Origin of the sequence: Haloplanus litoreus, from assembly GCF_045690335.1 — an archaeon.
GTDB classification, from domain to species: Archaea; Halobacteriota; Halobacteria; order Halobacteriales; family Haloferacaceae; genus Haloplanus; species Haloplanus litoreus.
The window spans coordinates 2747294-2771036 of record NZ_CP147874.1 but is presented as its reverse complement, the minus strand read 5'-3'; the positions used below and the strand labels follow the sequence as shown (position 1 = coordinate 2771036).

Here is a 23743-nt window from a genome sequence, read left to right as displayed (position 1 = left end):
CGAGTCCGATTTTTAGTGACCGATGGCCCACGGGTAGCCGCCCGGGTCGCTTTGGAGGCCGCCGGCGTGTCCGTGGTCGTGGTCGTGGTCGTGGTCGTGACCGTCACCGCCCGCCGATCCCGCCGTCTCGATGACTCCGTCGATGCGGAGGACGAGGGCGGCGGCGTCCGTTGCGTTGGCGACGACGCGTTCCTTGAGTCGGGTCGGTTCGACCACACCCCGGTCGACGACGTCGACCAAGTCGCCCGCGTCACCGTCGATGCCGACCCGGCCCTCGCCCTCGGCGTGTCGCCGCCGGAGTTCCAGCAGGGTATCGATGGGGTCCAGACCCGCGTTTCGGGCCAGCGCGACCGGAATCGTCTCGAGGGCGTCCGCGAAGGACTCGACGGCGAGTGCCTCTCGTCCGGCGACCCCTCGGCCGTAGTCGCGTAGGTCGCTCGCCAGCGCCACCTCCGTCGCCCCACCGCCGGGGACGAGGCCCGACCGGTCGTCGAACGTCTCCAGGAGGGCGATGGCGTCGGTGACGATGCGCTCCGTCTCGTCGACGACGTGGGCCGTCCCCGCCCGGAGCAGGACCGACACCTGCGTCGACGACGCGTCCCGTACGACTACGAACGACCCGCCCCCGAGGTCGACGCGTTCCACTTCGTCCGCGTGGCCGACCGCCTCCTCGTCGAGAGCGTCGAGGCGCATCACCGCCCGGGCGCCCGTCGCACGCTCGAGTTTGTGTACCTCGTCCTGACGAGTGCGTTCGAAGACGATGATTCCCTCCCGGGCCAGGAGCGCCCGCAGTCGGTCGTCGACCGACTTCTGACAGAAGAGTACGTTCACGTCGTGGGCGTCGAGCGTCTCGGCGTACCGCCGGTACTCCGCGCTCTCGTGTTCCTGCGCGCGGCGCAGGTCGTCGACCGATTCGAGCGAGTACCGGGAGACGGCGTCGGGCGACTGGATCGTCAGTTGGTCGTCGACGACGGCGACCCTGGCGTCGCGGAGGCGACGCGGCACCGGCGTCGGTACCTCGGAGAGGCTCGTCGACGAGGCGTCGATGTCGACGACGAGGCCGTCGAGGAGTTCCGAGTCGGTCGTTTCTCCACCGGCGACGCCGTGGATGGTCACGTTCTCCAGGTGGACGTCGCCGTCGTCTCGGGCGGCCCGGTAGGCGCGGACTGCCAGATCAGCCAGGAACGCCGTCCGCTCGTCGTCCCAGCGGCCGGTGATGGCCGTCGCGACGACGTTCCGGAGGGGGTCGTCGCCGTCTGACGGCAGGGCCACCGCGTCCAGCGTCTCGTGGACGCGTCGGGCCGCCTCGTGGTAGCCCTCGACGACCGTCGTGGGATGGAAGCCGTCGTCGAGAAGCGACTCGGCCTCGTCGAGCAAGGCCCCCGCGAGCACGATGGCCGACGTAGAGCCGTCACCGAGTTCACCGCTCTGTGCTCGGGCGACGTCGGCCACGAGTTTCGCTGCCGGCGACTCGATGTCCATCCGGTCGACGATGCTCGCCCCGTCGTTGGTCAGGACCACCGTTCCGTCGCCGACGAGCATCTTGTCGCGACCGTTCGGTCCCAGCGTGGTGCGTAGCATCTCCGCCAGTGCGGTTCCGGCCGCGACGTTCAGTTCGCCCGCGGTTCGGCCCTCGGTTCGCCGCGTGACGTTCGCGATGGCGTCCGTTCCATTCATGTAGCTGACACTCGTCGGGGAGAACGGTCGGTTCGCCCATAAATGTACGCTCGGTGACGTTCGTCGAGTACCGGCCGGGGGCGTTCCCGTCCGGAGAAGTCGCCTCCGCTACTGCGGTTCGCAGGGCAGCATCTCTTGGGAGTAGTCCTGGTCGCCGACGACGATGGCCGCACAGCCGCCGATGTGACCGAAGTCGTACGAGCACTTGTACTCGTAGACGCCCGGTTCGGGGAAGTAGTGGCTGACGGGGTCGCTGCTCAGGTCCTCGTCGAAGCTCCACTCCGCGGCGACGTCCTCGTTGAACTGCGTGGACGTGACGCTGTGTGAGCCGATCCCCTCGTAGGTCCACTCGACCACGGTCCCCGGGTCGACTTCCGCCACCATCGGAATGAACGTCTTGTTTTCCACGGTGATACTCTGGACGGGCGCGTCCTCGGGAGGACCGGTCGGCGTCGGCGTGGCCGTCGCCGTGGGTGTGGCCGTCGGCGTGGCCGTCGCCGTCGGTGCCTCCGTCTCCGCGCCCCCGCCGTTGCCTCCGCCTCCGGAGCCACCGGCACATCCCGCGAGCGAGCCAACCAGTCCGGCCGCGGCTGCGACGATTTTCCTGCGACTGAATGTCATAGTGTTTGTCGTGAGAGTCGCTTAGGAAGACCCCCTCAAAAAACATTCGAGGTTGTGCGGGCCGCACAGCCACGCTGAGATTATCATCTGGCTAGATCGGCCACCAGAGTTTATATTCGTGAACTCCCTGAACTGGTCAATGGCTATCGACGACGCCGAGAGCTCCGAGTCGGGGGGGCTCGACGGCGCGGCGACCACCGATCCGGGCCGGGGCGAGTTCGATGCCGCGACGCTGCCCGACCTGCTCGCCGCGGGCGATACCGCGGCGAATCGCCTCGAAACGGCCGTCTCACGGGTGCGGTCCGACGGAACGCCGGTCGTCAAGGATCTCTGGACGTGGGACGATTACAAGCGGGAGTTCTACTACGACGCGGACGGAAATCCCCCGACCGACGGCGAGGGGGATCCGGTCCCGTTCGATCCCACCGACACGCTCGGCTTCGACCCCGACCGGACCGAGAACGTCCTGTCCGGCGCCGCCGACCTCGCCGCGGAACTCGACGACGTCGTCGACGAGCGAACGGTCGACGTCGACGAGGAACTCGACGAGGACGCCTTCTTCAGCGACGAGTTCGGGACGACGACGGTCGCCAACCGGTACGACATGGAGAAGACGGTTCCCCTGGAGAAGAAGACCCACTTCGTCGAGGTGGACCGCTACTGGGTGAACAAACCCTACGCCTACGTCGTCATCTTCCGTTCGCTGAAGGAAAACGAGCAGAAGTACTACGTCGTCCAGCCTCACACGACGCCTATCGAGGAGGATCTGGTCGACTTTCTGACGGCCAAACTCCAGAACGCGATCAAGTACGCGGACGTGGGCGTCGCCGGGGGGCTGGAGGAGCGCGAACGCGTCATTCGCGACGAGACGTTCGCCCTCCTCGAACGGTACGACCTCTACGCCCGAACCTCCGGGTCGGGACTGCTCGACACCATCGCCACCCAACTCGGCGTCGAGGACGACGAGGGGACCGCCGGCCGCCTCCTCTCGCGACTCGGCTGGCGATCCGAGAGCGAGGCCGACGAGGCGCTCTCCGGGCTTACGGCCCGTCCCGAACCCGTCGTCCTCGAGGAGGACCCGGACGACCTCACGGAGTACCAAGTCGAGAAGCTGCTCTACTACCTCAAACGGGACTTCATCGGCTACGAGCGCATCGACGCGATCAAACACGACATCAACGTCGAGGACATCTCGTGTGACGGCTACCACTCCCCCGTCTTCGTCTACCACAGCGACTACGAGCAGATCATCTCCAACGTCTACCACGGCGACGACGAACTCGACGACTTCGTCGTCAAACTCGCCCAGCGGTCGGGCAAGGGCATCAGCAAGCGGCGCCCGCAGGTGGACGCCACCCTCCCCGACGGCTCCCGCGCACAGCTCACCCTCGGCAAAGAGGTGTCCGACCACGGCACCAACTACACCATCCGCCAGTTCAAGGACGTGCCGTTTACCCCCATCGACCTCATCAACTGGAAGACGTTCTCGCTGGAGGAGATGGCGTACCTGTGGCTCGCCATCGAGAACAACAAGTCACTCATCTTCGCCGGCGGGACGGCCTCGGGGAAGACGACCAGCCTGAACGCCGTCTCCCTGTTCATCCCATCGAACTCCAAGATCGTCTCCATCGAGGACACCCGCGAGGTGGAACTCCCACAGCGCAACTGGGTGGCCTCGGTCACCAGGCCCTCCTTCTCCGACGACGAACAGGGCGAAGTCGACGAGTTCGACCTGCTGGAGGCCGCCCTCCGCCAGCGCCCCGAGTACATCGTCATGGGCGAGATTCGTGGCGAGGAGGGGCGCACCCTCTTCCAGGTCATGTCGACCGGGCACACCACCTTGACGACGTTCCACGCCGACTCCGTGGGCGAGGTGCTGAAGCGGTTCACGACCGAACCGATCAACGTCTCGAAGACGATGTTCACGGCTCTCGATCTGGTGTCGATTCAGACCCAGACCAGAGTCGAGGGGCGGAAGGTCCGCCGGAACAAGAACCTCACCGAGATCAACTTCTACGACGCCGAAAACGACGAGATCAACGTTCAGGACGTCTACCAGTGGCAGGCCGAGACCGACGAGTTCCTCCGGATGAGCGACTCGAACACGCTCGAAGAGATCCGGTTCGACCGCGGGTGGACCCGGGCGACACTCGACGAGGAGATATTCAAGCGACAGGCCGTCCTCGCGTATCTCATCGAGAACGGTCTCAACACGTACACGCAGGTGGCCGCCACCGTGCAGGCGTTCATCAACGACGAGGAGACCATCCTCGCGCTCATGGCCGAGGACCGCCTCGAGCGCAGTCTGGAGGACCTCCGAGAGATGGAGTCCGTCCTGATCGACATCGACCCGGAGAAGGAGGCGATGGTCCCCCGACCCGATCCGAGCGAGGAGGCCCTCGATCTGTGTGCGGACATCCTCGACCGGGCCGACTCGGACCTGTTCGATGACTACCGCGGCGAGGACGTGGCCGGCATCGACACCGCCCTGGCCGGGGTGGACACCGCGACGGACGTGACGGCCGAGGGCGGCACCGCCTCGACCCCTGACGACGGATTCGTCGCCGCCGACCCGACGGACGTGGACGAGGCGGCCGACACCGACCCGTTCGCGGGCGACGACTTCGGCATCTCCTTCGACTCGTCGAGTGGGGACGACGGCTGGGGACGGGACGACGAGGGGGACGTCGACGAGGTGTCGGTGGGGGCCGAGGACGGCGACGAGTCGTCGGCGGAGGCGGACGACGACGAACCGCCGGACGTGGAGACGGACGACGACGAACCGCCGGACGCGGAGGCGGACGACGACGAACCGCCGGACGTGGAGACGGACGACGACGAACCGCCGGACGCGGAGGCGGACGACGACGAACCGCCGGACGCGGAGACGGACGACGACGAACCGCCGGACGCGGAGACGGACGACACGGAGTCGGAGGCCGACATCGACGAGTGGGGCTTCGGTGACGTGACCGAGACGGACGACGGGGAGGGCTGACGTGAGCCTCGACACCGGCTCCGGACTCGACCGTAGCGTCGACAGCCTCGGCGACCTGTTCTACCCTCTCTTCCGCTGGCTGTTCGACGAAGACGGTGACTTCGTCGACGACGTCGAGACGAAACTCGCCCAGGCGCGGATGGCGACGACGGTCGAACTCTACCTGTCCCGGGCCCTCGCGGTCGGCGTCCTCCTCGGCGCCGTGCTGTGGATTCTGGGGACGTTCGTCGGCTACAGCCTCTTCGCGTTCGGGATTCTCTCGCCCGAAACCTTCTCGACGGGGGCACACATCCCCAACGAGGCCGTCGTCGCGTTCATCGAACGGATCAAGATTCCGGCGGCCATCGGCATCCTCGGCCTCGTCGCGGGATCGGTCGGGTTCGTCTCGGGATTCGGGACGCTCGTCGCCATCCCCTACTCGCGCGCCTCCGGCCGGGAGCGGGAGATCAACATGCTGCTCTCCGACGCCATCTCCTTCATGTACGCCCTGTCGGTCGGGGGGCTGAACCAGCTCGAAATTCTGGAGGCGATGGCCCGCGCCGACGACACCTACGGCGAGGTTGCCCAGGAGTTCCAGAGCATCGTCCAGGAGACGGAGTACTTCGGCACCGACTACCGAAACGCCATCCAGCAGCAGGCGGCCGAGACGCCGAGTGACGACCTGGCGCAGTTTCTGACCGACATGCTCTCTATCGTCAACTCCGGTGGGAACATGCAGGCGTTCCTCTCCGACAAGAAGGACAAGCACATGCGGACCGCCAAACAGCAACAGGAGGTCACGCTGGATACGCTCGAACTGTTCGGCGAGATGTACATGACCCTCTCGCTCTTTCCCCTCCTCCTGATCATCATCCTCGTCATCATGAGCATGCTCGGCGAAGCCCAGTCGTTCATGCTGTACGCGACGGTGTACGCGCTCATTCCGATCACCGGCGTGATGTTCCTCGTTCTAGTTTCGACGGTGAAACAGGACGAACCCGGCGACGGCTACCTCCAGCCGGCCAGTGGCGCGGGGAACGACCCCGTCGCCGACGCGGAACGGGGCGGCCTCCGACATCTCGGCATCGTCGAGGGGTTCGTCGGCGAGTTCGGTATCTTCGACCACATCAAATCCCGCGAGGGCACCTTCCGGACGAAACAGCTCCTGCGGAACCCACACCACTTCTTCCGGGACAACCCGACGTACACCCTCGCGTTGACCGTCCCGGCGGCGCTCGTGTTGCTCGTCTTCGCGGGCGAAAGCGGCGCGGCGCCGACGACGTGGGGTGGTATGGTGCAGGCCCCCGTCTGGGGAACCTTCGTCTGGGTGTACGTCCCGCTCTACCTGCTTCTGATTCCGCTCGGCGTCTTCCACGAGTGGAACGTCCGTGCCCGGGCGGCCATCACCGGAAAACTGTCCGACAACCTGCGGAAACTGTCGAGTGCGAACGACACCGGTCAGACGCTCTTGGAGTCGATCAGCACCGTCGCCGACACGTCCTCGGGCAAACTCGCCGACGAATTCGACGTCGTCTACGCCAAGGTGAACTACGGAATGAGCCTGCGCAACGCCCTGATCGAGTTCAACAACAAGTACCACGTCCCGCGGCTCGCGCGGACGGTGAAGCTCATCAGCAAGGCCCAGGAAGCGTCCAGTCAGATCACGCAGGTGTTGACGACGGCCGCCCAGGCCAGCGAGAACCAGGACGACATCGAACGCGAGCGGCGCTCCCGGACCCGGATGCAGGTGGCGATCATCCTGATGACGTACCTCACGCTGTTGGGCGTGATGGCCATCCTGAAGACGCAGTTCCTCGACGTCATGGCCGGCCTCACCGAACAGGCGGCGGGCGGCGGGGGGAGCGGCGCCTCGCAGTTCGGTGGCGGCATCGACACGCAGTTGCTGTCGCTGCTTTTCTTCCACGCCGTGACGCTGCAGGCCGTCCTCTCCGGGATCATCAGCGGCTACATCCGGACGGCGAAACTGATGGCCGGCATCAAGTTCGTGGTCATCCTTCAGACCATCGCACTGGCCGTGTGGCTGGTGGTTGGATGATCGAAGACCGCGGGCAGACGACCATCGACTTCGCCATCGGGACGAGCGTCTTCCTCCTCACCGTCGCCTTCGTCGTCGCCTTCGTGCCCGGCATCTTCCAGCCCTTCGCGGACGGGCCACAGGAGGAACTCGCCGGCGTCGACCGCATCGCCGACACCATCGTCTACGACCTCCTCGACGGCGGCGGCGACACCACCGCTCTCGACCGGGAGTGTACCATCGCCCTGTTCAACGACACCGACACCGACACCGGCTGTGCCTTCGACGACGCCGAACCGCTCGCCGATCAGGTCGGCCTCGCCGGTGGCCACCACGTGAACGTCACGGTGGTCGGCGGCGACCCGAACGGCGGGTCACCGAACCCGGCGTGTACCGACGGCGACCGGATCGAGATCAGTGATACGGACACGTGTTCGAGCGGCATCGCCCTCGACGCGGGTGAACCCCTCCCGACGGACGGTGCGTCGGTGATCGGCCGCCGGGTCGTCCACGTCGACGGGACGACCGCGACCATGATCGTCAGGACGTGGTGACCGTGCGCGCACAAGCACACACGCTGGAGGCCATCACCGCGGGGATGATCGTGCTCGCGAGCGTCGTCTTCGCCCTGCAGGTGACCGCCGTCACGCCGCTGTCGGCGAGTACGGCGAGCCAGCACATCGAGAACCAGCAGGAGGCGTCGGCGGCGGGCGTCCTCGACGCCGCCCGGGAGAGCGGCGCCCTCCACGCCGCCGTTCGCCACTGGGACGAGACGAACGGGTCGCTCCACGGTGCCGGTGGCGGCGCGTACACCACCGACGCCGAGGTCAACCGGACCCGTCTGGGGGGGCTGCTTCTCGGTGCGTTCCAGTCCCGGGGTATCGCGTTCAACGTCTACGTCGCCTACCCCAGCGACACCGGGACGATCAACCGCCAGCGGTTCATCTACCGCGGCGAACCCAGCGACAACGCCGCGACGGCGGCGACGACGGTGGCGCTCTACGACGACGACCCGTTGCTCGACGACGACGGCGTCCCGACGAACACCACGGTGAACGGGTCGAGTAGCTACGGCGCGTTCGTGCCGCCGGACTCCCCGACCGGCCTGTACAACGTCGTCAGCGTGGAGGTGGTCGTATGGCGGATGTGAGTCGTCGGTTGGCGTCGCGTGACGACCGACGCGACCGCGCCCAGTTGCTGCTCGTCGGCGCGCTCACCCTCGCGGTGGTCTTTCTCTCGCTCAGCCTGCTGCTCAATTCGGTGATCTACACGGAGAACCTGGCGACCCGCCAGACGGGGGCCGACGTCGACAGGGCGACGACGTTCCGACACGACGTCGTCGCCGGACTCGGTGACGCCATCGAACACGTCAACGGGGGTGACGCGCCCGACGCCGCGACCCGACGTTCCGAGTACCGGACCGTCACCGACGCCTGGCTCTCGAAACTCGCGAACTACTCGGCGACCAACGGACTGGCGGGCGACGTCGAACGTCGCACGGTCAGCGAGGGGACCCGTATCGCCGACGGAAACGACTCCACGACGCTGACCCCTCAGAACGGAAACACGACCTGGACGGTCGTTACCGACGCGAAGGTTCGAAACTTCCACCTCCGCATCGACGGCGCCTCGCTCTCCGGTGACGTGATCGTCCGAATCGACGACGGGACGACGCGGACGCTCCGAATCGAGGACACGGCACCGAAACCCCAGCTCCGCGTCGTGGGGGCGGCCGATCCCACCTGTACCCTCTCTGACGGCCGAATCGACGTGAGCGGTGGCCAGGTCGGTGGCCGGGACTGCCCCGCGCTGCGGTCGGTCGACCTCTCCGACGAGGTCGACATCACCATCGAGGACGGCGCCAAGGTGAACGGCACGTACTCGCTGGTCGCCGACCGACGCGAGGCCGGGATGCGGGCGGCGGTCGATACGCGAAACCACCCCAACCAGTGCGCGCCGCCGTCGCCGCCGACGTACAACGACAGCGACGCCGCGGACCCGTACTCGTCGCCGGCCATCTACGCCGCGACGGCCGACGTCTCCGTCCGGACGCAGGACCTCGACTACGCGCGGACGGTGCGGGTCGCGCCTGGCGAACACGGTGCTCCGCCGACCGAACCCACCTTCGTGAAATACGACGTGACGCCGACAGGGAGCGGGTTCTCCGTCGAGTGGAACGTAACCGATCCGAACGGCGACTTCGACCGCGTCGAACTCCGAGCGTACAACATCTCGAACGCCTCGGTCGACGCCCAGTCGCTCTCCGAACCCGCGACCGGGACGGCGTCGTTCTCCGTCGGCAACGCCTCGGCGTACTACGTCAACGCGACCGCCTTCGACACCGCGTCGAGTCGGCGGGTGAGCGAGATTCGCCACCCCGACGGTTCCGGAGGGTGTCCACCGTGACGTCGCCCTTCCACCGTGATCGTCGTGGCACGTCCACGGCGCTCGGCTACGTCCTGTCGCTCGGTATCGCCGCCATCCTCATCTCCGGATTGATCGTCGCCGGTGGCGGCCTGATGGAGGGACAGCGCGATCAGTCGGCGCGGACCGAACTCCAGGTCGTCGGCCAGACGCTGGCAGCGGAACTGACGAACGCTGGCCGCCTCGCCGACTGTCCGTCGTGTGAACTCACGCTGTGGGCCGACCTGCCCGCACGCGTCGCGGGCGGGGCGTACCTGATCGAGGTGGTAAACACCGCCGACCCCGACATCTACCGTCTCGTCCTCTCGGCCGAGGTGGCGGACGCGACAGCTACAGTTCGTTTCCGTACGCGTCGGCCCGTCGCCACGACGACCGTCACCGGCGGCCGTCTCGCCATCGAGTACGATCCGGCGGCGGGGACGCTGGAGGTGCGCGACGCGTGACCGACCGCGGGGTTAGCGACGTGTTGAGCTTCGTCCTCGTGTTCTCGCTCATCACGGCCTCCGTCGGCCTGGTGAGCGTGGTGGGACTCGAGAGCCTCCAGACCGCCCGCGACGCCGAACGGATCGACAACGGGGAGCGCGCCTTCGAGGTGTTCGCGGACAACCAGCGTGACATCGTCCACGGCGGTGCCCCCTCTCGAGCCACCGAGATCAAACTCGCCGAGACGACGTTGACGCTCACTACCGCGTCCGACGCCGAGCTGGAGTTGGCGAACGGCACGAGCGCGGGCACCGCCGAATCCCGCCCGCTCACCTTCGGCCGCACCGGCGACAGCAACGAACTCACCAGCGGCGTCGTCTACGAGATGGGCGCGGTCATCCGCGTGGACCGCGACGGTGCGGTGATGCGGCGTCGACCGCCCTTCCAGTTCGACGAGAACCGGACCGTGATCCACTACGTCACCCTCGAATCCCGGACCGGGAACCCACAGCGACGGGCGGGGTCGACGACCGTCCTCGTTCGCGGCGTCCGCGGCACCACGGCCGTCCTCGCCCACGAGGAACCGACCGGGAACGTGACGTTCACCGTCGACACCGAACCTCGGCGGGCCGAAGCCTGGAAGCGCTACCTCGACGACGAACTCGCGGATATGACACCGGGGGCGACGGCCTGCGATCCCCCGGCCGCCAACGGGACCGTCACCTGTACCTTCCGGACGGACGACCTCCGCGTCGCCCGGACGACCATCCGGGTGGCCATCGACTGATCAGCCGACCGTGGCCGTCACGTTGTGTTTCGTGACGTGGAGGTAGGTGACGACCTTGCCGCTCCCGCCGTAGTAGATGTACCCCGACGATCCGGACTCCCCGATGCCGGCGTTGTTGCCGTCGGCGACGACGAGGTCGAAGTCGGGTCCCAGCTCCGCGAAGTAGTGGCGCGTGACGTACGAGAGGTGCTCGTCGTCGCCGCCGTTGTAGGTGGCGTTCGTATCGGTCGGGTGGTCGTCGAACGTCGTGCCCCCGGCGAGTGTCTTCGAGCCGGTGTTGAACTGGACGTTGTCGTTTTTCACCTTCTCGAAGTTCATCGTCGTCCCGTTGTCGGGCGTGAGATCGACGTCGACCCAGATCTCGTCGCCGTCGGCGGGCTTGCCGTTCACTTCGCCACACTCCGTCTCCAGGTAGTCGTCGCTGTACCAGCCGTGGTGGGTGTCGCCGCCGTCGTCGCTGTAGTAGAGCGAGAGGGTGACGTCCTCGTTACAGCCGTTCACGCCGTTGCCCCCGACGTGAATCTCGAACTGCTGTTGGCCCTGCTGGGCGTACAGCGACCAGTCGAGGTTCGCGAAGGACGACTCCTCGGAGTCCTGTGGTCGGACGGTAAAGGAGAAGTCCTGGAGCGAGTGACCGGCGTCCATCCCACGAACGGTGAGGCCCTGCGTCTCCGGGGGCATCTGGAAATCGCCGAGCGTCCCGATGCTGATGAGTTCGACCGTCACCCGATTGGGGCCGGGATACGTCACGTTTCCGTCGGTTCGCGTACTGAAGTACGATCCCCACGCCTCGGCGTACTCGCTCCAGATGGTGACCTCGACGGTGCCGTTCTCGACCGGGTTCCGGTAGGAGTCCCCGTTGGGATACGTCTCGGGGCTGGGATAGACGGACTCGCCTGGCCCGGGAGAACTGGCCCGGACGGTCGTCCGACCGGCGGCGCTCCCGTCCCCAGTGATGCGCACGAGCGGGAACGTCAGGGTACCTCGGCGGTAGTGAAACTCCGGCGGCGAGACCATCCGCGCCGAGCCGTCGGCGTACTGCCGCCAGACGCCCCCGCCCTGATAGGCGATGGTCTCGTCGCCGCTCCGGTAGACGATAGCCCCGAGCGAAGTGTTCGACACCAGTGTGGCGTCGTTGCTTCCGTCGTAGTTCCGGTGGACGATCCGGATGGTCCCCGCGTCATCGTCGACGGTGTACCCCCCGTTCGAGGTGGGGAGATCGACCGTCTGTGACTCCGAATCACCGAGCGCAACCGTCGACAGGCGGGAGTCGAGCAGCGTCATCCCGTTCTCGGCCCGATCGAGTTCCGATCTGGACTGGACGTCCTCGATGGCGGCGAAGCCGAACGTGACCACGGCCGTCGTCGAGACGATGACGAGACTGACGACGAGGATCACCCCAAGCGGTTCGGCCTGTGCCCGCCGGTCACGCACGAACTGGTAGCGCCACGGGGTACGTGACCGGGACATTCACCGAAACGACGCGTTCGTCGCGTAAAAGTCGACTGGCCGATTCTCCGCCGTGATAGCTCGCCCCTCGGCGCGGCGCTCGGTACGTACCCACCGCCCAGCGCCGGGGTCCCCCGCGAGCAACAGGTCTATACTCGCGCCAACTCTGGAACGACGTATGCAACACGATACCACCTTCCTCGACGACCTCGGCCTCGGGGCCGATCAGGTATCGGTCGGCGACGCAGATCGGGACCAGCGGTCACACGACTGGGGTACCGCCAGGGAGGACGGCGTCCGCCCCGACGTCGTCGTCTGGCCCGAGTCGACCGCGGACGTGGCATCGATTCTCGGCGCTGCGACCGACCACGGCGTCCCCGTCACGCCCTACGCCGCCGGCACGAGTCTGGAGGGCAACGCCGTCCCCATCGAGGGTGGAATCACACTCGACATGACGCGGATGGACGCCGTCCTGGACGTTCGCCCGGACGACCTGCAGATCGACGTCCAGCCGGGCATCCTCGGCGACGAAGTGAACGAGGCGGTGGCGAAACACGGCCTGTTCCTCCCCGCACTCCCCTCTTCGGGCGCCATCTCGACCATCGGCGGGATGCTCGCCAACGACGCCAGCGGCATGAAGACCGTCAAGTACGGCGAGGTGAGCGACTGGGTGCTCGGCATGGAAGTCGTCCTCCCGACTGGCGAGGTCATCACGACGGGGAGCAAGGCCGTCAAAACGTCGAGCGGGTACGACCTCGGCGACCTGATCGTCGGCAGCGAGGGGACCCTCGGCGTCATCACACGGGTGACGATCCAACTGGCCGGTCGTCCCCAGCAGATTCGCGGCGGGCGCGCCCACTTCGAGACGCTCGACGACGCCGCCGAGGCGGTGTTCGACGCCGTCCGCTCCGGCGTCGACGTGGCGAAAATCGAACTCATCGACCGGCTGAGCGCCGCCATGTCCAACGCCCATCTCGACACCGACCTGCCGGACGTTCCGATGGTCTTCGTCGAATTCCACGCCGATCACGGCATCGAGGACGAAATCGACTTCTGCCGGACGGTGTTCGAGGCTCACGGCGTGACCGAGTTCGAAGTCGCCGAGAACGACCGTGGAATGGACGACCTCTGGGCGGCCCGGCGGGAACTGGCCGAGGCGCTCGAACCCTACGACGAGGACCTCTCGCCGCTCACTCCCGGCGACGTGACCGTCCCGATCAGCGAGTATCCGGGGATCATCCGCTACGCGAAGGACCTCGGAGAACGGGAGGGCTTCCTCATCCCCTGCTTCGGCCACGCCGGCGACGGCAACCTCCACTACGCGGTCATGGTTGATCCCGACGACCCCGCGGACGTCGCCCACGGGAAGGAAGTGTCCAGACGGATCGTCGAGCGCGCCATCGAACTCGGCGGTACGTCGACCGGCGAACACGGCATCGGACTCGGCAAGCAGGACTACCTCGTGCAGGAACACGGCGAGGCCGCGGTGGATGCGATGCGCTCGATCAAAAAAGCGCTCGATCCGGCCGGGATCATGAATCCCGGCAAAGTGTTCGACGGGCCGGACGCCTGATCGGTAGATCGGGACCCGCTCAACCCTCGTTCGTGTACAGGTATCCGGCGACGATGGCGAGGAGTACCTCGGCCGCCTTCGATACGACCGCCAGCGGGTTCAACTGCCCCTGTCTGTAGAAGGCGTCGACGCCGAACCCCTGAAAGACGAACAGAGCGAGTATCGTTGCGAGGGCGTAGAGCGCGGCGACGAGGAACAGTTCCCGACGCCAGAACCGCGTCAGGTAGACCAGGGCGCCGCCCAGGAAGCCGAGTCCGTTGAGTGCGAAGAGGATTGCGAGCGTCTGGCTGAACCCGACGACGCGGGGCGCCAACACCAGGTGGATCACGCCCGTCACGACTGCCAAGAGAATGGCGACGTAACCGACAGGGTTCTGCGGGAGGTCGACCAACGAGTCGCTCGCCGCCGAGTTACTCACGCTCATCTGACACCCTCCGGATCACGGTCGTCGATCGATGGACGATTCTCGTACGACACCGTCGAATCGGTCGGCCGCCGGTCGCTCACCGACCGCGACGGGGACGTGAACTCGCCGGATGCAGATCGTGCCATACACCGGACTGTCAACGCCACGAGACAAAGGTCGATTGGTACGACTCTCGAAACGCCGGGGCGAATCGAGCGCCGATCGGTCGAGAGCCCCGACCGCTCACAGGTCCACGCGATCGAAGTCGTAGAACACAGCCTCGAAGTCCGCCTCGCCCATCTCGGACTCCAGTTCGCCGATCCGGTCGTGCGTCCGCTCGAATTCGGCTTTGAGTTCGGCGTACGTCTCGCTGTCCGCCAGTTCCTCTTTGCTCTTGTGGGATTCGAGTGCGGTCAGTTTCGAGGCGGTGGCGAAAAGCGTCGAGAGCCGGCGGTCGTACTCGTCGCGTTCGAGGAGGCCACGGACGAGTCGACGGACGTCTTCCCGGAAGAGCGGCTTGACGACGTAGTCGTCGAACCCCATCTCGAGGACGTCGAAGTCGGGTTCGACGGCCGTCACCATGGCCACCCGAATCGAGAGCCCACGCTCCCGTATCCGCTCGAGTACCTCGTCCCCGGAGAGACCGGGCATCAGCCGATCCAGCAACACCACGTCCACGTCTTCGTCGGCCCGTTCGAGCGCTTCCTCCCCGCTCGTGGCGACACGCACCGCGTAGTCCTCTGAGAGCCACTCGGCGAACAGGTTGGCCAGTTCGGCTTCGTCCTCGACGACGAGAACGCAGGGTGGTGACGCAGTCATGTGATGGCCGAGTCAACCGGCGACGAACAGTTGCGGCGGCTCCGTGAAAGGTATTTCTCCCACTCGACGGCGACGAGAGTCGGCCCGGGCCGACTCGACATCAGGACTCTGCCGACCGTGAGCGCCGTTCCAGCGTGAGCGTCCCACAGACCGGACAGAGGTAGTGGTCGTCGTCGAAGGTCGACTCACACCTGGAACAGACGTAGGCCGATCCGTCCTCGGGTCCCAGGTCGAGCATCCCGTCGTAGCTGTACGGTGCGGTCACGCGCTCCACACCTCGCTTCGGTGATTGCCGGATACTCCCACGTTCATTTTGGGGTGGTCCGTATCGCTCCGTACCACTCCATAGTACCAAAAGTTACCGGTCGCGAAGGTTTCAGCACGCCGACTTATCGCTCCCGTGAGTCATCACGCCCCCGGTGTCCCGACTACGTTCGAGCAGGGACACGGACAGTTGCGAACGCTACTGTCTCTGCTGGCCGTCGCAGTCCGCCGGAATCGACCACGTCCCTCGCGGGACGTGACCCGTCTCGGTCCGGTACACAGGGCTTACCTGTCTCGGCGCTCTCGGTCGTTGTATGTCAAACCGCGTCGTGCAGGGTCGCATGGTGACCCCCGAGCGTCTGGCCGAACTGATCGAGGGCGAACCGCCGATGGAAGCCGACGCCATCGAGGACGCCGACCACCAGTGCCCGGACTGTGGGGGCGACGTCCTTGCCGTCTCCTACATGCCCTCGGTCACCGAGCTGGTCACCGGATACAAATGCCAGGACTGTGACTGGTCGGACGCCGACCGATAACCGAAATCCCTTTACCGTCCTTCGGGTAACGATGTATCGAGGGGTTGTGGCCAAGCCCGGCATGGCGACTGACTCCAGAGGCCACGCCCGGTGACGACACTCCAGACTGATATACCGAGCGCGCGACTGATCATCGCTGCGCGACGACGACCCTCTGGAGTACCGAGGCGCAACCGGAGATATCAGTCGATCGGGGGTTCAAATCCCTCCAACCCCATACCGATTATAAAGGCGACTCAGACGGTGAGCCACCGATCTGTGTCTACTGTGGCGGCTACATAACTCGGAATCCGTACAAATGTCCTGCGCTCGATAGCGGGTGGGGTCTTCCATGACCCTCCGCTGTGAATGTGGCGCCCACGATATCGAGATCGTCGACGCCATTTACCCCGAGGACGACGAGGGTCGCGCCGTCGGTAGTGCCGTCGAACGTTACGAGTGTCAGGCGTGTGGTCGAACCGGCACCTACGTCTTCGGAGACGGCATCGACCGGACAACCGGATGCGTCACCACGGGGCGCCCAGCATGAGCACCGACCGCGTCGGCGGCTACCCCGACCTCGACCTCCCCGACGGGGTCGGCGACTCGACGAGCTGGCAGCGAGCGAAAGACGAGTCGGTGAACATCGAGCCGATCAACCGCGCCGAGTGGATGGTCCGCGTCGGCGACGGTGACCGGCATCGCGTCGCCTTCGGGACTCGCTCGGGGACTGTCGTCGCCGAGTGTCCCTGCAAGGGCGACACGCACCACGACTGGTGTGCCCACGTCGCCGCCATGATGCTCGCCGACGTGCGCGACGACACGGCCGACACCCGCTCGTGGACCGCTCACCCCGGACGATCCGGCGGTGGGTCACCACAGCCGGCGAACGGCTCTACGCCGACACGGGCGACGACGGGGGGACCTACCTCGGTCCGCACGATCTCCGGCGGACCTGGGGCACCCTGCTCGTCGAGCGCGAGGTCGAGCCCGGGCTCGTCATGGAGTGGGGCGGGTGGGAAGACTGGGACACGCTTCGCGAGCACTACTTCGGTGCGTACAGTCTCGACGCGCAACAGCGCGGGATGAAGAAAGTCGACTGGCTCTAATCAGCCGCGTACAGTTCGACGTTCAGCCCGGACACCCCTGCTTGCTTCTGTATCCGATTCACGAAGTCCCGCGTATCGTCCGTTACGACCGGCTCCTCTAACTCGATTGCCGTCGCCGCGATGATCGCGTCCGCGGACCCGACACCGATGTCGTTCGGATCGGCCGCCTGCGTTTCTCCCTCGATTTCTCCCGCCCGCTTCGCTATCGGTGCCGTGAGTTCGACCTGTGGAAGCCCATCGAGCAGTCGCTCGAACTTCCGCCGGTTGTGTTCCGTTCGCGTTCCCTTCCCGACTGCGACCCACAACTCGAACATCACGATTCGCGGAATTCGGCGTGGCAATCCTTCGCGTTCGATGCGTCGGGCCGTCTCTATTGCCTCCGGCCGGTCGTTGTCCAAGTCTATCAGAAAATTCGCATCGAGGATCATCCCGCGCTACGAACCCTTCTCGTCGAGCTTCGCGGCTGACTGGGCGTCCGCGCGTGCCGTCCGCTTCAGCGCTTCCTTCTGCTCTGCCGCCCGCTCCGCGTCGTACTCCTCGCCCTCGTCGGCGAGATCGAGAAGCGACACGTCTTCGATGAGCCGAGCGACGGCGTCCGAAAACGTCTCATCCTCCCGCTTGTGGGCTTTCACCCGCTCGTACACGTCGTCATCCAGTCGAACGTTCTTGGTTCCCATGTGTATACGTCTGTGAACGAGCGGCTTCAGGCTTTCCCCCACCCGAACCCCGCCCACCAACCGGGCCGCCCCTTATCGGGCGGACGCACGGCCGAGAGCGGCCGCTGTAGCGTGATTATCTCGATGCACGGTATCAGAAATAATAGCTCCTGCTGGGAGAGACTGTACTTTCTCCCTCCGCTCTAAGCGTAGTGTCGAGATGAACTTGAGAGTACTACTGCGACGCGCTTTCGAGGTGTCTTCAGTCATTTCGAGAGGAGTTCTACCGTAATCGAAACACCCTCCCGGTCGCTGGAGTGACCAGATTCATATGAGAGTAACCTGCGGATAGATTGTGTCTCGAACTGGTCAAAATCGATGCTCATCAAGGTGACTCCCAAGGAGATTCCAGCGTCTTCACCACAAACGTGAACGGGAAAGTGAAGATCTGGCCTGCGGGAGCGCCGGTGAACTACGGGTCAGGTTCAGAATCCGTCGACTGGGATACGGCTGAATATACTCAATGAACGGAAATTCCACTCACTTCGGGGTGTTCCCGCTGGGGACGCAGAAGTACAATTCGAGTCCTTCGTTCGAGATGGCGATATTGAACGATTCAAAACGATCGTCGAGGATTTCATTTCTGTCTTTCAAACGTGATCGCTTGGCAAACAGACTGGCCGGGAGTCTATGCCAAGTCGGAGACTGATGTCCGAGAATACTCCTCCGGTCGGTCATTACAGACAAAGCACTTACTCGAGGCGAGAGCCCATCGGATAATGCCCATAATTCAGTCAAACGACATTGTTCCCCTCCTTGGTGCGTTGATTCTTGGATTCATCCTCTTCCTCCTCATCAATTACCTCAGTTTATTTGGGGTGGTGACTGTGGACTCCGATCTGATTACTATCTCGTTAGGTGTCCTCATTGGATTCGTGATTGCTCGCTTCAGCAGCACACGATAACTTCGCAGACGCGCTGCCCGACTGTTGCACACTGTGTTATGTCTGACAACGAGGATTTCAACAGAGCCAGGACAGTCTCCCGGTCATCGGTGCGGTAATCGTTGGAACACGCTCTCTCCAGAACCGGAACCGAAGACGGGGCAGTGTTCGGACTCCTCGGTGACCCAAAACACTCGATTATCTCTCGGGACGCGTCCGCAGTGCGATCCGGAAGCGTAGGAGACGCGGGACGAGCGGAGCCGCGACACCGAACGTCTTCTCTCGGCAGGCAGTGCCTGCGGAGTGACGAGCGTGGCGCTCGACTACCGCAGTCGGCCGGCCGATACCGCCGGGCCGCGTACCGGAGGTGTTTTGTGGCCACGACGGGAGTAGTAGGGTAGACGGCACGGTCGGCCAGCCCCTTTCAGCCACCGTGGTCTCCACGTGTGGTTCCGCTGACTGACCTACCCCGTCTCTCTACAGACCGCGAGCAGCGGCTACTCGCTTTGCCGACCGTACTGACCGTCACCGTCGAATGCACACCGCCACCGAGCGACTGCCGTGTGACCAGGAACTCCCCTCCGAGTCGAAGAGCCACCGGTGCCGTCTCGGTCGGCCTCCGCCGGCATCGCGGTCGGCCGTCCTCCTTGTGTGATCCACGCACTTTTGACTGCGGGCACCGAGACGGAAGTATGTCGCCGCCGTCCGACACGTCCGGCAGGGGCCCGACCGTCGACCCGTCGCCCGAGACGGATGGTTCGGACTCGTTTCTCGACTGGTACCACCACGCCCTCGCGCTCGCTTACAGCGTGAGCGCCGCCGTCTCCGCGGAGTCGATGCCGGTCGGTCGGCTCGGTCTCTACTTCGTCGCCTCGCTGGTCGGCGCCTACGCCGTCGTCGTCACCCTCATCCTCGCCTGGCGCCGCCTGTGGTAGCTTTTGGGAGTCGCAGTCCGGCGAACGGGCGTGCGTACGGCCCCGAACGCCCCGCTGTTTCCAGTGTGATCCGAAACTGGCCTCGTCGTCGGCCGACGTGCGCTCGATGTCTCCTCCCCGATTTGAGTCCCCGGAAGGCTTCGCTGCGCTCGCCTTCCGTGCCCCCGCTCGCTCCGCTCGCGGGGAGGGGGATAGCTCGAGCCACGAACCGGACCGTGTCGAATCCGTATCCCGTGCCGAGCGAGGCGAGGAACTCCCCGACGAAGTACGAAGTGGGTGTATGCCGCCGCCTCGATTTGAACGACCGTCCGTATCCGTGTGTGCGAACGACACGGGGGACGCTCACATGTCGCAATCGTCGAACACGCCTTCGACAATATATTGCCACGAACACCCAGGTTTTTATTCCGTTCGCCCTTCGGTTCGGGTATGAGGAGTCCACCTGAGACGAGCCAACTCGATACGCCGTCACGAATCCTGATGGGTCCCGGCCCGAGCATGATCGCCCCGCGCGTCCTTCGCGCGATGTCGACGCAGGCGCTCGGCTACATGGACCCGTCCTTCCTGGAGATCATGGACGACATTCAGGAACTGCTGCGGTATACCTTCCAGACCGACAACGAGTGGACGCTCGCCACCAGCGGGACGGGCACCGCCGCGATGGAGACGGCCATCGGCAACCTCGTCGAACCGGGAGATACGATGCTGGTCCCGACGAACGGCTACTTCGGCGACCGGATGGGAAAAATTGCCCGTCGTGCCGGCGGCGACGTGGTGACCGTCGACGCCCCGTGGGGCGAACCCCTCCGGCCCGACGATGTGGCCGATGCGTTCGACGAGCACCAACCGGACGTGTTCGGCTTCGTCCACGCCGAGACGAGTACCGGCGTTCGACAGCCCGACGTGCCGGAACTGACGGACATCGCTCACGACCACGACGCCCTCGTCCTCGCGGACTGTGTCACCTCGCTCTCCGGCGTCGAACTCCACGTCGACGACTGGGGCATCGACGCCGCGTACGGCAGCCCTCAGAAGTGTCTCTCCTGTACCCCCGGCGCGACGCCGCTCACCATCGGTGAGCGTGCCCGCGAGAAGATCCAGAACCGCGACGAGGACACCGGCTCTTGGTATCTCGACCTCGAACTCATCATGGAGTACTGGGGCGACGAGCGCAACTACCATCACACCGCTCCCACCACGAACTTCTACGGGCTTCGCGAGGCACTGCGCCTCGTCGCCGAGGAGGGACTGGAGAACCGCTGGGAGCGCCACCGCGAAATCGCGGGCGAACTCCGACAGGGTCTCCAAGACCTCGGTCTCGAACCCGCCGCCGAGATGGAGTACTGGCTCCCCAGCCTCAACACCGTCGAGGTGCCGGACGGCGTCGACGATACCGCCGTCATCGAGTTCCTGATGGACGAGTACGATATCGAAATCGCGAGCGGTCTCGGCGCGCTGGAGGGCGACGTCTGGCGTATCGGCTGCATGGGGTACTCCGCGCGCCGGCAGAACGTCGCCTGCCTCCTGACGGCGATGGAGGAGGCCCTCGAAGCCCAGAACTTCGACGTCGACGAACCCGCGATCGAGGCCTGACGGCGGCTACTCGCTCTCGACGCCGGCGGCCACGTCGTCCAGTTCCACCGCAGTTCCGCGGTGTCGACACTCCTCCAGGGCGTGCTTCGCGGCCATGCCGGCCTCGTGGGCCGTCGCGCCGCGACCGACCCCGACCTTCAGTTCGACGCCGACCGCATCTTCGACGTGGTCGATGGCGTCCCTGTAGGCGTCCGCACCCATCTCCGGCGTGACGGCGATGATGTTGTCGCCGCCGACGAAGAAGGAGAGACCGCCGTGTTCCTCTCGAAGGTAGCGCATCAGCGTCGCGTACCCCTGTTCGATCTGGATGAACGAGTCGAACTCGTTGAGTCGGTCGGTGTACTTCTCGGTCGCGTCGTTCACGTCGAAGTGGGCGATGGACAGGTCGTCGGTGCCGTCGGTGATGGGCGTGCCGGTGAGCACTTCCCGCCGGTCGCCGTCCTGTGCGCTCCCGGCCAGCTGGAGACCCTCGGTCGCCGCCTCTAGGGCGACTGCCGGGTTCGCATCGACGCCGATGCCGAGGCTGATGGTGACTGGGTAGCGGTTGCCCATCGACTCCTGGAGGAGCCGGTGGTCGTCCGTATCCAGCCCGTTGGTCACCGCGACCATGTTGTCGAAGCGGGTGAAGAAGGCGTAGCCGCCCCGATAGCCGACGAACTGGGCGATGTCGGCGAAGAGACGCGACTGGAGCGTCTGGAGGTCCATCTCGCGGCGCGGTTCCGGCGTCACCGTCCACGGCCCGTAGTTGTCGATCTGAACGAGCGTCAACTGCGTGTTCGTCACGGTACCGGGAGGTGGGGCGGCGTACCAATGGCTCTTTGGTTTGGTGACGACAGCGCGAGGCGAGAAAGAACGGTGCGTCTACGCAGAGTCGTAGAGCGACTGGACTTCGCTCGCGGAGAGTGCGCGGGAGTAGATGCGCACGTCGTCGATGTCGCCGACGAACTGGCCGAATCCGTCGCCGCGGACGCCGATTCCGAAGTCCCCCGTCGCCCCGTTGACCGCTCCCGTGCCACTGTCCGTGACTACGAGCGAGCCGTCGATGTAGACTTGCACCTCGTCGGCGGTCGTATTCTGGACGAGCGCGGCGTGGTGCCACTCGCCGAGTGCGAGAGGTCCTGCGCCGGTGGGGTTGACTGCCCAGTCACCGGTACCGTTGTCTACCGCCCACCACACCGAGTTGTCGGACACGCGTTGCCCCGCCGAATCGAAGACGAGTTCGTACCCCTTCCTGATCCCGAACACGACCTGATCCGCCCGGTCGTCCTCGGTCGAGCGGAACCACGCCGTGGCGGTGAAGTCGGTGAGGTCGGTGAGGTCGCCGTCCTGGGACACGGAGATGCCGTCGCCGGCGTCGAACGACGCCGCCTCCCCGACCTGCCCCCCGGTGAACGATACGTCGCCGGCCACCGTGCCGTCGTACTCGTTCCCGCTGCGGTCCCGGACGGTCGGGCTGTTCGACTCGTCCAGCGGGTAGTACGCTCTGAGGTCGCTTCCCATCCCGCTGCCGTCGTTGTGCCGGCACTGCTCGGTGTAGAACCCGAGGTCGAAGGTGACGGAGTCGGACTGGATCTCGTTGCCGTGGTTCACCGGGATTTCCCACGCGAAGCCGAGGTAGTGGACCGTCGGCGAGTCGGTGAAACAGTTCCGGGAGTCGGACGTCGGATCGGCGTCGAGGGGGATGCCGTTCCCGGCGGCGAGTTGTATGAGGACGTCACGGAGCGACCCCTGCGCGACGATCCGATCCGACCCCGAAACGCTGACCGCCGAGGAGCTGGGGTTCGGCTCGAACTCCCGGTCGGTGACGACGGTCTCCGGATCTTCGAGGACGTTGTCGCCGTCGTCGTACCAGACGGTGACCCGAATCTCGTCGGCGAGTTCGACGCCCTCACCCTCGTCGGCGTCGTCGGCCTCGGGTTCGGTCAGGCCGTTCTCGGCCTCGGAGACGAGACTCCCGTTCAACCAGACGTACCCGGGGTTGTCACAGAGCGCGAAGTCGAAGGTGACCTCGCCGAAGTCACCCGGCTTGAGGTCCCCGAGTTCGATCACCGGCTTCTCCAGGTCGTCGGGGACGTCCGCGAGTACGTCGCAGGGGTCCGTCTCGCCGCTGTCGATTGCCGTTCGCGTCTCCTCATCGGGATACCCCTCCTGAAACGTCGCGTTCTCGAACCCGTCACGGTCCTCGACGACGAGGTCCCCGTCCTCCATGTGGGCGTACTCGGTCTCGTCCTCGCTCCAGTCGCTGTAGTGCTCCTCCCAGCTCACCTTCATGTCCAGTGTCCCGGCGGTCAACTGGTTGTTCTCGAAGGTCTCCTGATCGCTGAAGTACGCGCTGGTCCCGAGGCCGGCACCCGCCGACGCGACGCCGATGCTCCCGATGGCCGCGAGGGCCTTCCGTCTCGTGAGGTCGATCCTCGTACTCTCGTCCATAGTTGCTCCTTCGTGCCCCGGACGTGACCGACGGGGGGACCCGGTCGCTCCGGTGCGTACCGTACCCAGGCTCCCTCCCCGGTTAGCTAATGACACCTTGTGAGCG

At 65.6% G+C, this 23743-nt stretch carries 24 protein-coding genes and 1 tRNA gene; 13 read left to right on the top strand and 12 right to left on the bottom strand.

What is annotated here, in order from left to right; translation table 11 throughout:
* Positions 1–12: 12 nt before the first annotated feature.
* Positions 13–1677, bottom strand: coding sequence for a thermosome subunit alpha (gene thsA / locus V8686_RS14825; RefSeq protein WP_379705532.1), 1665 nt, complete (start codon positions 1675–1677; stop codon positions 13–15).
* 108 nt (positions 1678–1785) lie between these two features.
* A complete protein-coding gene (locus tag V8686_RS14820) occupies positions 1786–2298 on the bottom strand; it encodes a cupredoxin domain-containing protein (protein ID WP_379705529.1) in 513 nt (170 codons plus the stop codon).
* A 139-nt stretch (positions 2299–2437) separates the two neighbouring features.
* Here V8686_RS14820 and V8686_RS14815 point away from each other — a divergent pair, with 139 nt between their 5' ends.
* From V8686_RS14815 to V8686_RS14785, 7 genes are read left to right on the top strand one after another with little or no spacing between them, the layout of a single operon-like run.
* Positions 2438–5296, top strand: a complete 2859-nt coding sequence (locus V8686_RS14815) for an ATPase, T2SS/T4P/T4SS family (RefSeq protein ID WP_379705526.1) — start codon at positions 2438–2440, stop codon at positions 5294–5296.
* A gap of 1 nt (position 5297) precedes the next feature.
* Entirely contained in the window at positions 5298–7331 is a 2034-nt protein-coding gene (locus V8686_RS14810; RefSeq protein ID WP_379705523.1) for a type II secretion system F family protein, read from the top strand.
* Complete coding sequence (locus V8686_RS14805) at positions 7328–7864, top strand: DUF7287 family protein (RefSeq protein ID WP_379705520.1); 537 nt, start codon at positions 7328–7330, stop codon at positions 7862–7864. Before V8686_RS14810 ends, V8686_RS14805 begins: the two co-directional genes overlap by 4 nt.
* Positions 7858–8460 (top strand): DUF7288 family protein, encoded by a 603-nt coding sequence (locus V8686_RS14800; RefSeq protein WP_379705517.1) that lies wholly within the window; start codon positions 7858–7860, stop codon positions 8458–8460. Before V8686_RS14805 ends, V8686_RS14800 begins: the two co-directional genes overlap by 7 nt.
* On the top strand, positions 8448–9716 hold the full coding sequence (locus V8686_RS14795) for a DUF7261 family protein (RefSeq protein WP_379705514.1): 1269 nt from the start codon (positions 8448–8450) through the stop codon (positions 9714–9716). Before V8686_RS14800 ends, V8686_RS14795 begins: the two co-directional genes overlap by 13 nt.
* Positions 9704–10177: a DUF7266 family protein gene (locus V8686_RS14790; protein ID WP_379705512.1), complete on the top strand. Its 474-nt coding sequence runs from the start codon at positions 9704–9706 to the stop codon at positions 10175–10177. Before V8686_RS14795 ends, V8686_RS14790 begins: the two co-directional genes overlap by 13 nt.
* Positions 10174–10944 (top strand): DUF7289 family protein, encoded by a 771-nt coding sequence (locus V8686_RS14785; RefSeq protein WP_379705509.1) that lies wholly within the window; start codon positions 10174–10176, stop codon positions 10942–10944. The genes V8686_RS14790 and V8686_RS14785 overlap by 4 nt, the downstream gene beginning before the upstream one ends.
* On the opposite strand, the gene V8686_RS14780 is transcribed toward V8686_RS14785, so the two are convergent.
* Positions 10945–12414 carry a DUF7289 family protein gene (locus V8686_RS14780; protein ID WP_379705507.1) on the bottom strand — a complete coding sequence of 490 codons (1470 nt, stop codon included), beginning with the start codon at positions 12412–12414 and terminating at the stop codon, positions 10945–10947.
* A gap of 157 nt (positions 12415–12571) precedes the next feature.
* On the opposite strand from V8686_RS14780, the gene V8686_RS14775 reads away from it, so the two are divergent.
* Positions 12572–13966, top strand: coding sequence for an FAD-binding oxidoreductase (locus V8686_RS14775; RefSeq protein ID WP_379705504.1), 1395 nt, complete (start codon positions 12572–12574; stop codon positions 13964–13966).
* A gap of 19 nt (positions 13967–13985) precedes the next feature.
* Here V8686_RS14775 and V8686_RS14770 read toward each other — a convergent pair whose 3' ends face one another.
* From V8686_RS14770 to V8686_RS14755, 4 genes are all read right to left on the bottom strand, one after another.
* The gene (locus V8686_RS14770) at positions 13986–14390 is read right to left on the bottom strand and encodes a DUF7475 family protein (RefSeq protein WP_379705502.1); all 405 of its coding nucleotides are present in this window, start codon (positions 14388–14390) and stop codon (positions 13986–13988) included.
* Complete coding sequence (locus tag V8686_RS14765; RefSeq protein WP_379705499.1) at positions 14387–14518, bottom strand: hypothetical protein; 132 nt, start codon at positions 14516–14518, stop codon at positions 14387–14389. The genes V8686_RS14770 and V8686_RS14765 overlap by 4 nt, the downstream gene beginning before the upstream one ends.
* A gap of 97 nt (positions 14519–14615) precedes the next feature.
* Positions 14616–15191, bottom strand: coding sequence for a response regulator (locus V8686_RS14760; protein WP_379705496.1), 576 nt, complete (start codon positions 15189–15191; stop codon positions 14616–14618).
* A gap of 100 nt (positions 15192–15291) precedes the next feature.
* Complete coding sequence (locus V8686_RS14755; RefSeq protein ID WP_379705493.1) at positions 15292–15465, bottom strand: hypothetical protein; 174 nt, start codon at positions 15463–15465, stop codon at positions 15292–15294.
* Positions 15466–15769: 304 nt separating this feature from the next.
* On the opposite strand from V8686_RS14755, the gene V8686_RS14750 reads away from it, so the two are divergent.
* Positions 15770–15991, top strand: a complete 222-nt coding sequence (locus tag V8686_RS14750) for a DUF5795 family protein (RefSeq protein WP_379705490.1) — start codon at positions 15770–15772, stop codon at positions 15989–15991.
* Positions 15992–16031: 40 nt separating this feature from the next.
* Positions 16032–16208, top strand: a tRNA-Trp gene (locus V8686_RS14745).
* A gap of 248 nt (positions 16209–16456) precedes the next feature.
* Here the strand turns inward: V8686_RS14745 and V8686_RS14740 are convergent.
* On the bottom strand, positions 16457–16822 hold the full coding sequence (locus V8686_RS14740; RefSeq protein WP_379705487.1) for a hypothetical protein: 366 nt from the start codon (positions 16820–16822) through the stop codon (positions 16457–16459).
* Between V8686_RS14740 and V8686_RS14735 the strand changes: the two genes are divergently transcribed.
* The gene (locus V8686_RS14735) at positions 16810–17079 is read left to right on the top strand and encodes a tyrosine-type recombinase/integrase (protein WP_379705484.1); all 270 of its coding nucleotides are present in this window, start codon (positions 16810–16812) and stop codon (positions 17077–17079) included. The two genes, V8686_RS14740 and V8686_RS14735, sit on opposite strands and share 13 nt — an antisense overlap.
* Here V8686_RS14735 and V8686_RS14730 read toward each other — a convergent pair.
* A complete protein-coding gene (locus V8686_RS14730) occupies positions 17076–17507 on the bottom strand; it encodes a PIN domain-containing protein (RefSeq protein WP_379705481.1) in 432 nt (143 codons plus the stop codon). The two genes, V8686_RS14735 and V8686_RS14730, sit on opposite strands and share 4 nt — an antisense overlap.
* Positions 17508–17513: 6 nt before the next feature.
* Positions 17514–17756 carry a DUF7557 family protein gene (locus V8686_RS14725; RefSeq protein ID WP_379705478.1) on the bottom strand — a complete coding sequence of 81 codons (243 nt, stop codon included), beginning with the start codon at positions 17754–17756 and terminating at the stop codon, positions 17514–17516.
* Positions 17757–19371: 1615 nt separating this feature from the next.
* On the opposite strand from V8686_RS14725, the gene V8686_RS14720 reads away from it, so the two are divergent.
* A complete protein-coding gene (locus tag V8686_RS14720; protein WP_379705475.1) occupies positions 19372–19614 on the top strand; it encodes a hypothetical protein in 243 nt (80 codons plus the stop codon).
* Between the two features lie 429 nt (positions 19615–20043).
* Positions 20044–21207, top strand: a complete 1164-nt coding sequence (locus V8686_RS14715; protein ID WP_379705472.1) for a pyridoxal-phosphate-dependent aminotransferase family protein — start codon at positions 20044–20046, stop codon at positions 21205–21207.
* A gap of 6 nt (positions 21208–21213) precedes the next feature.
* Here V8686_RS14715 and V8686_RS14710 read toward each other — a convergent pair whose 3' ends face one another.
* Positions 21214–21990, bottom strand: a complete 777-nt coding sequence (locus V8686_RS14710) for a GTP cyclohydrolase IIa (protein WP_379705470.1) — start codon at positions 21988–21990, stop codon at positions 21214–21216.
* Positions 21991–22068: 78 nt separating this feature from the next.
* Entirely contained in the window at positions 22069–23637 is a 1569-nt protein-coding gene (locus tag V8686_RS14705) for a LamG domain-containing protein (RefSeq protein WP_379705467.1), read from the bottom strand.
* Positions 23638–23743: the final 106 nt, after the last annotated feature.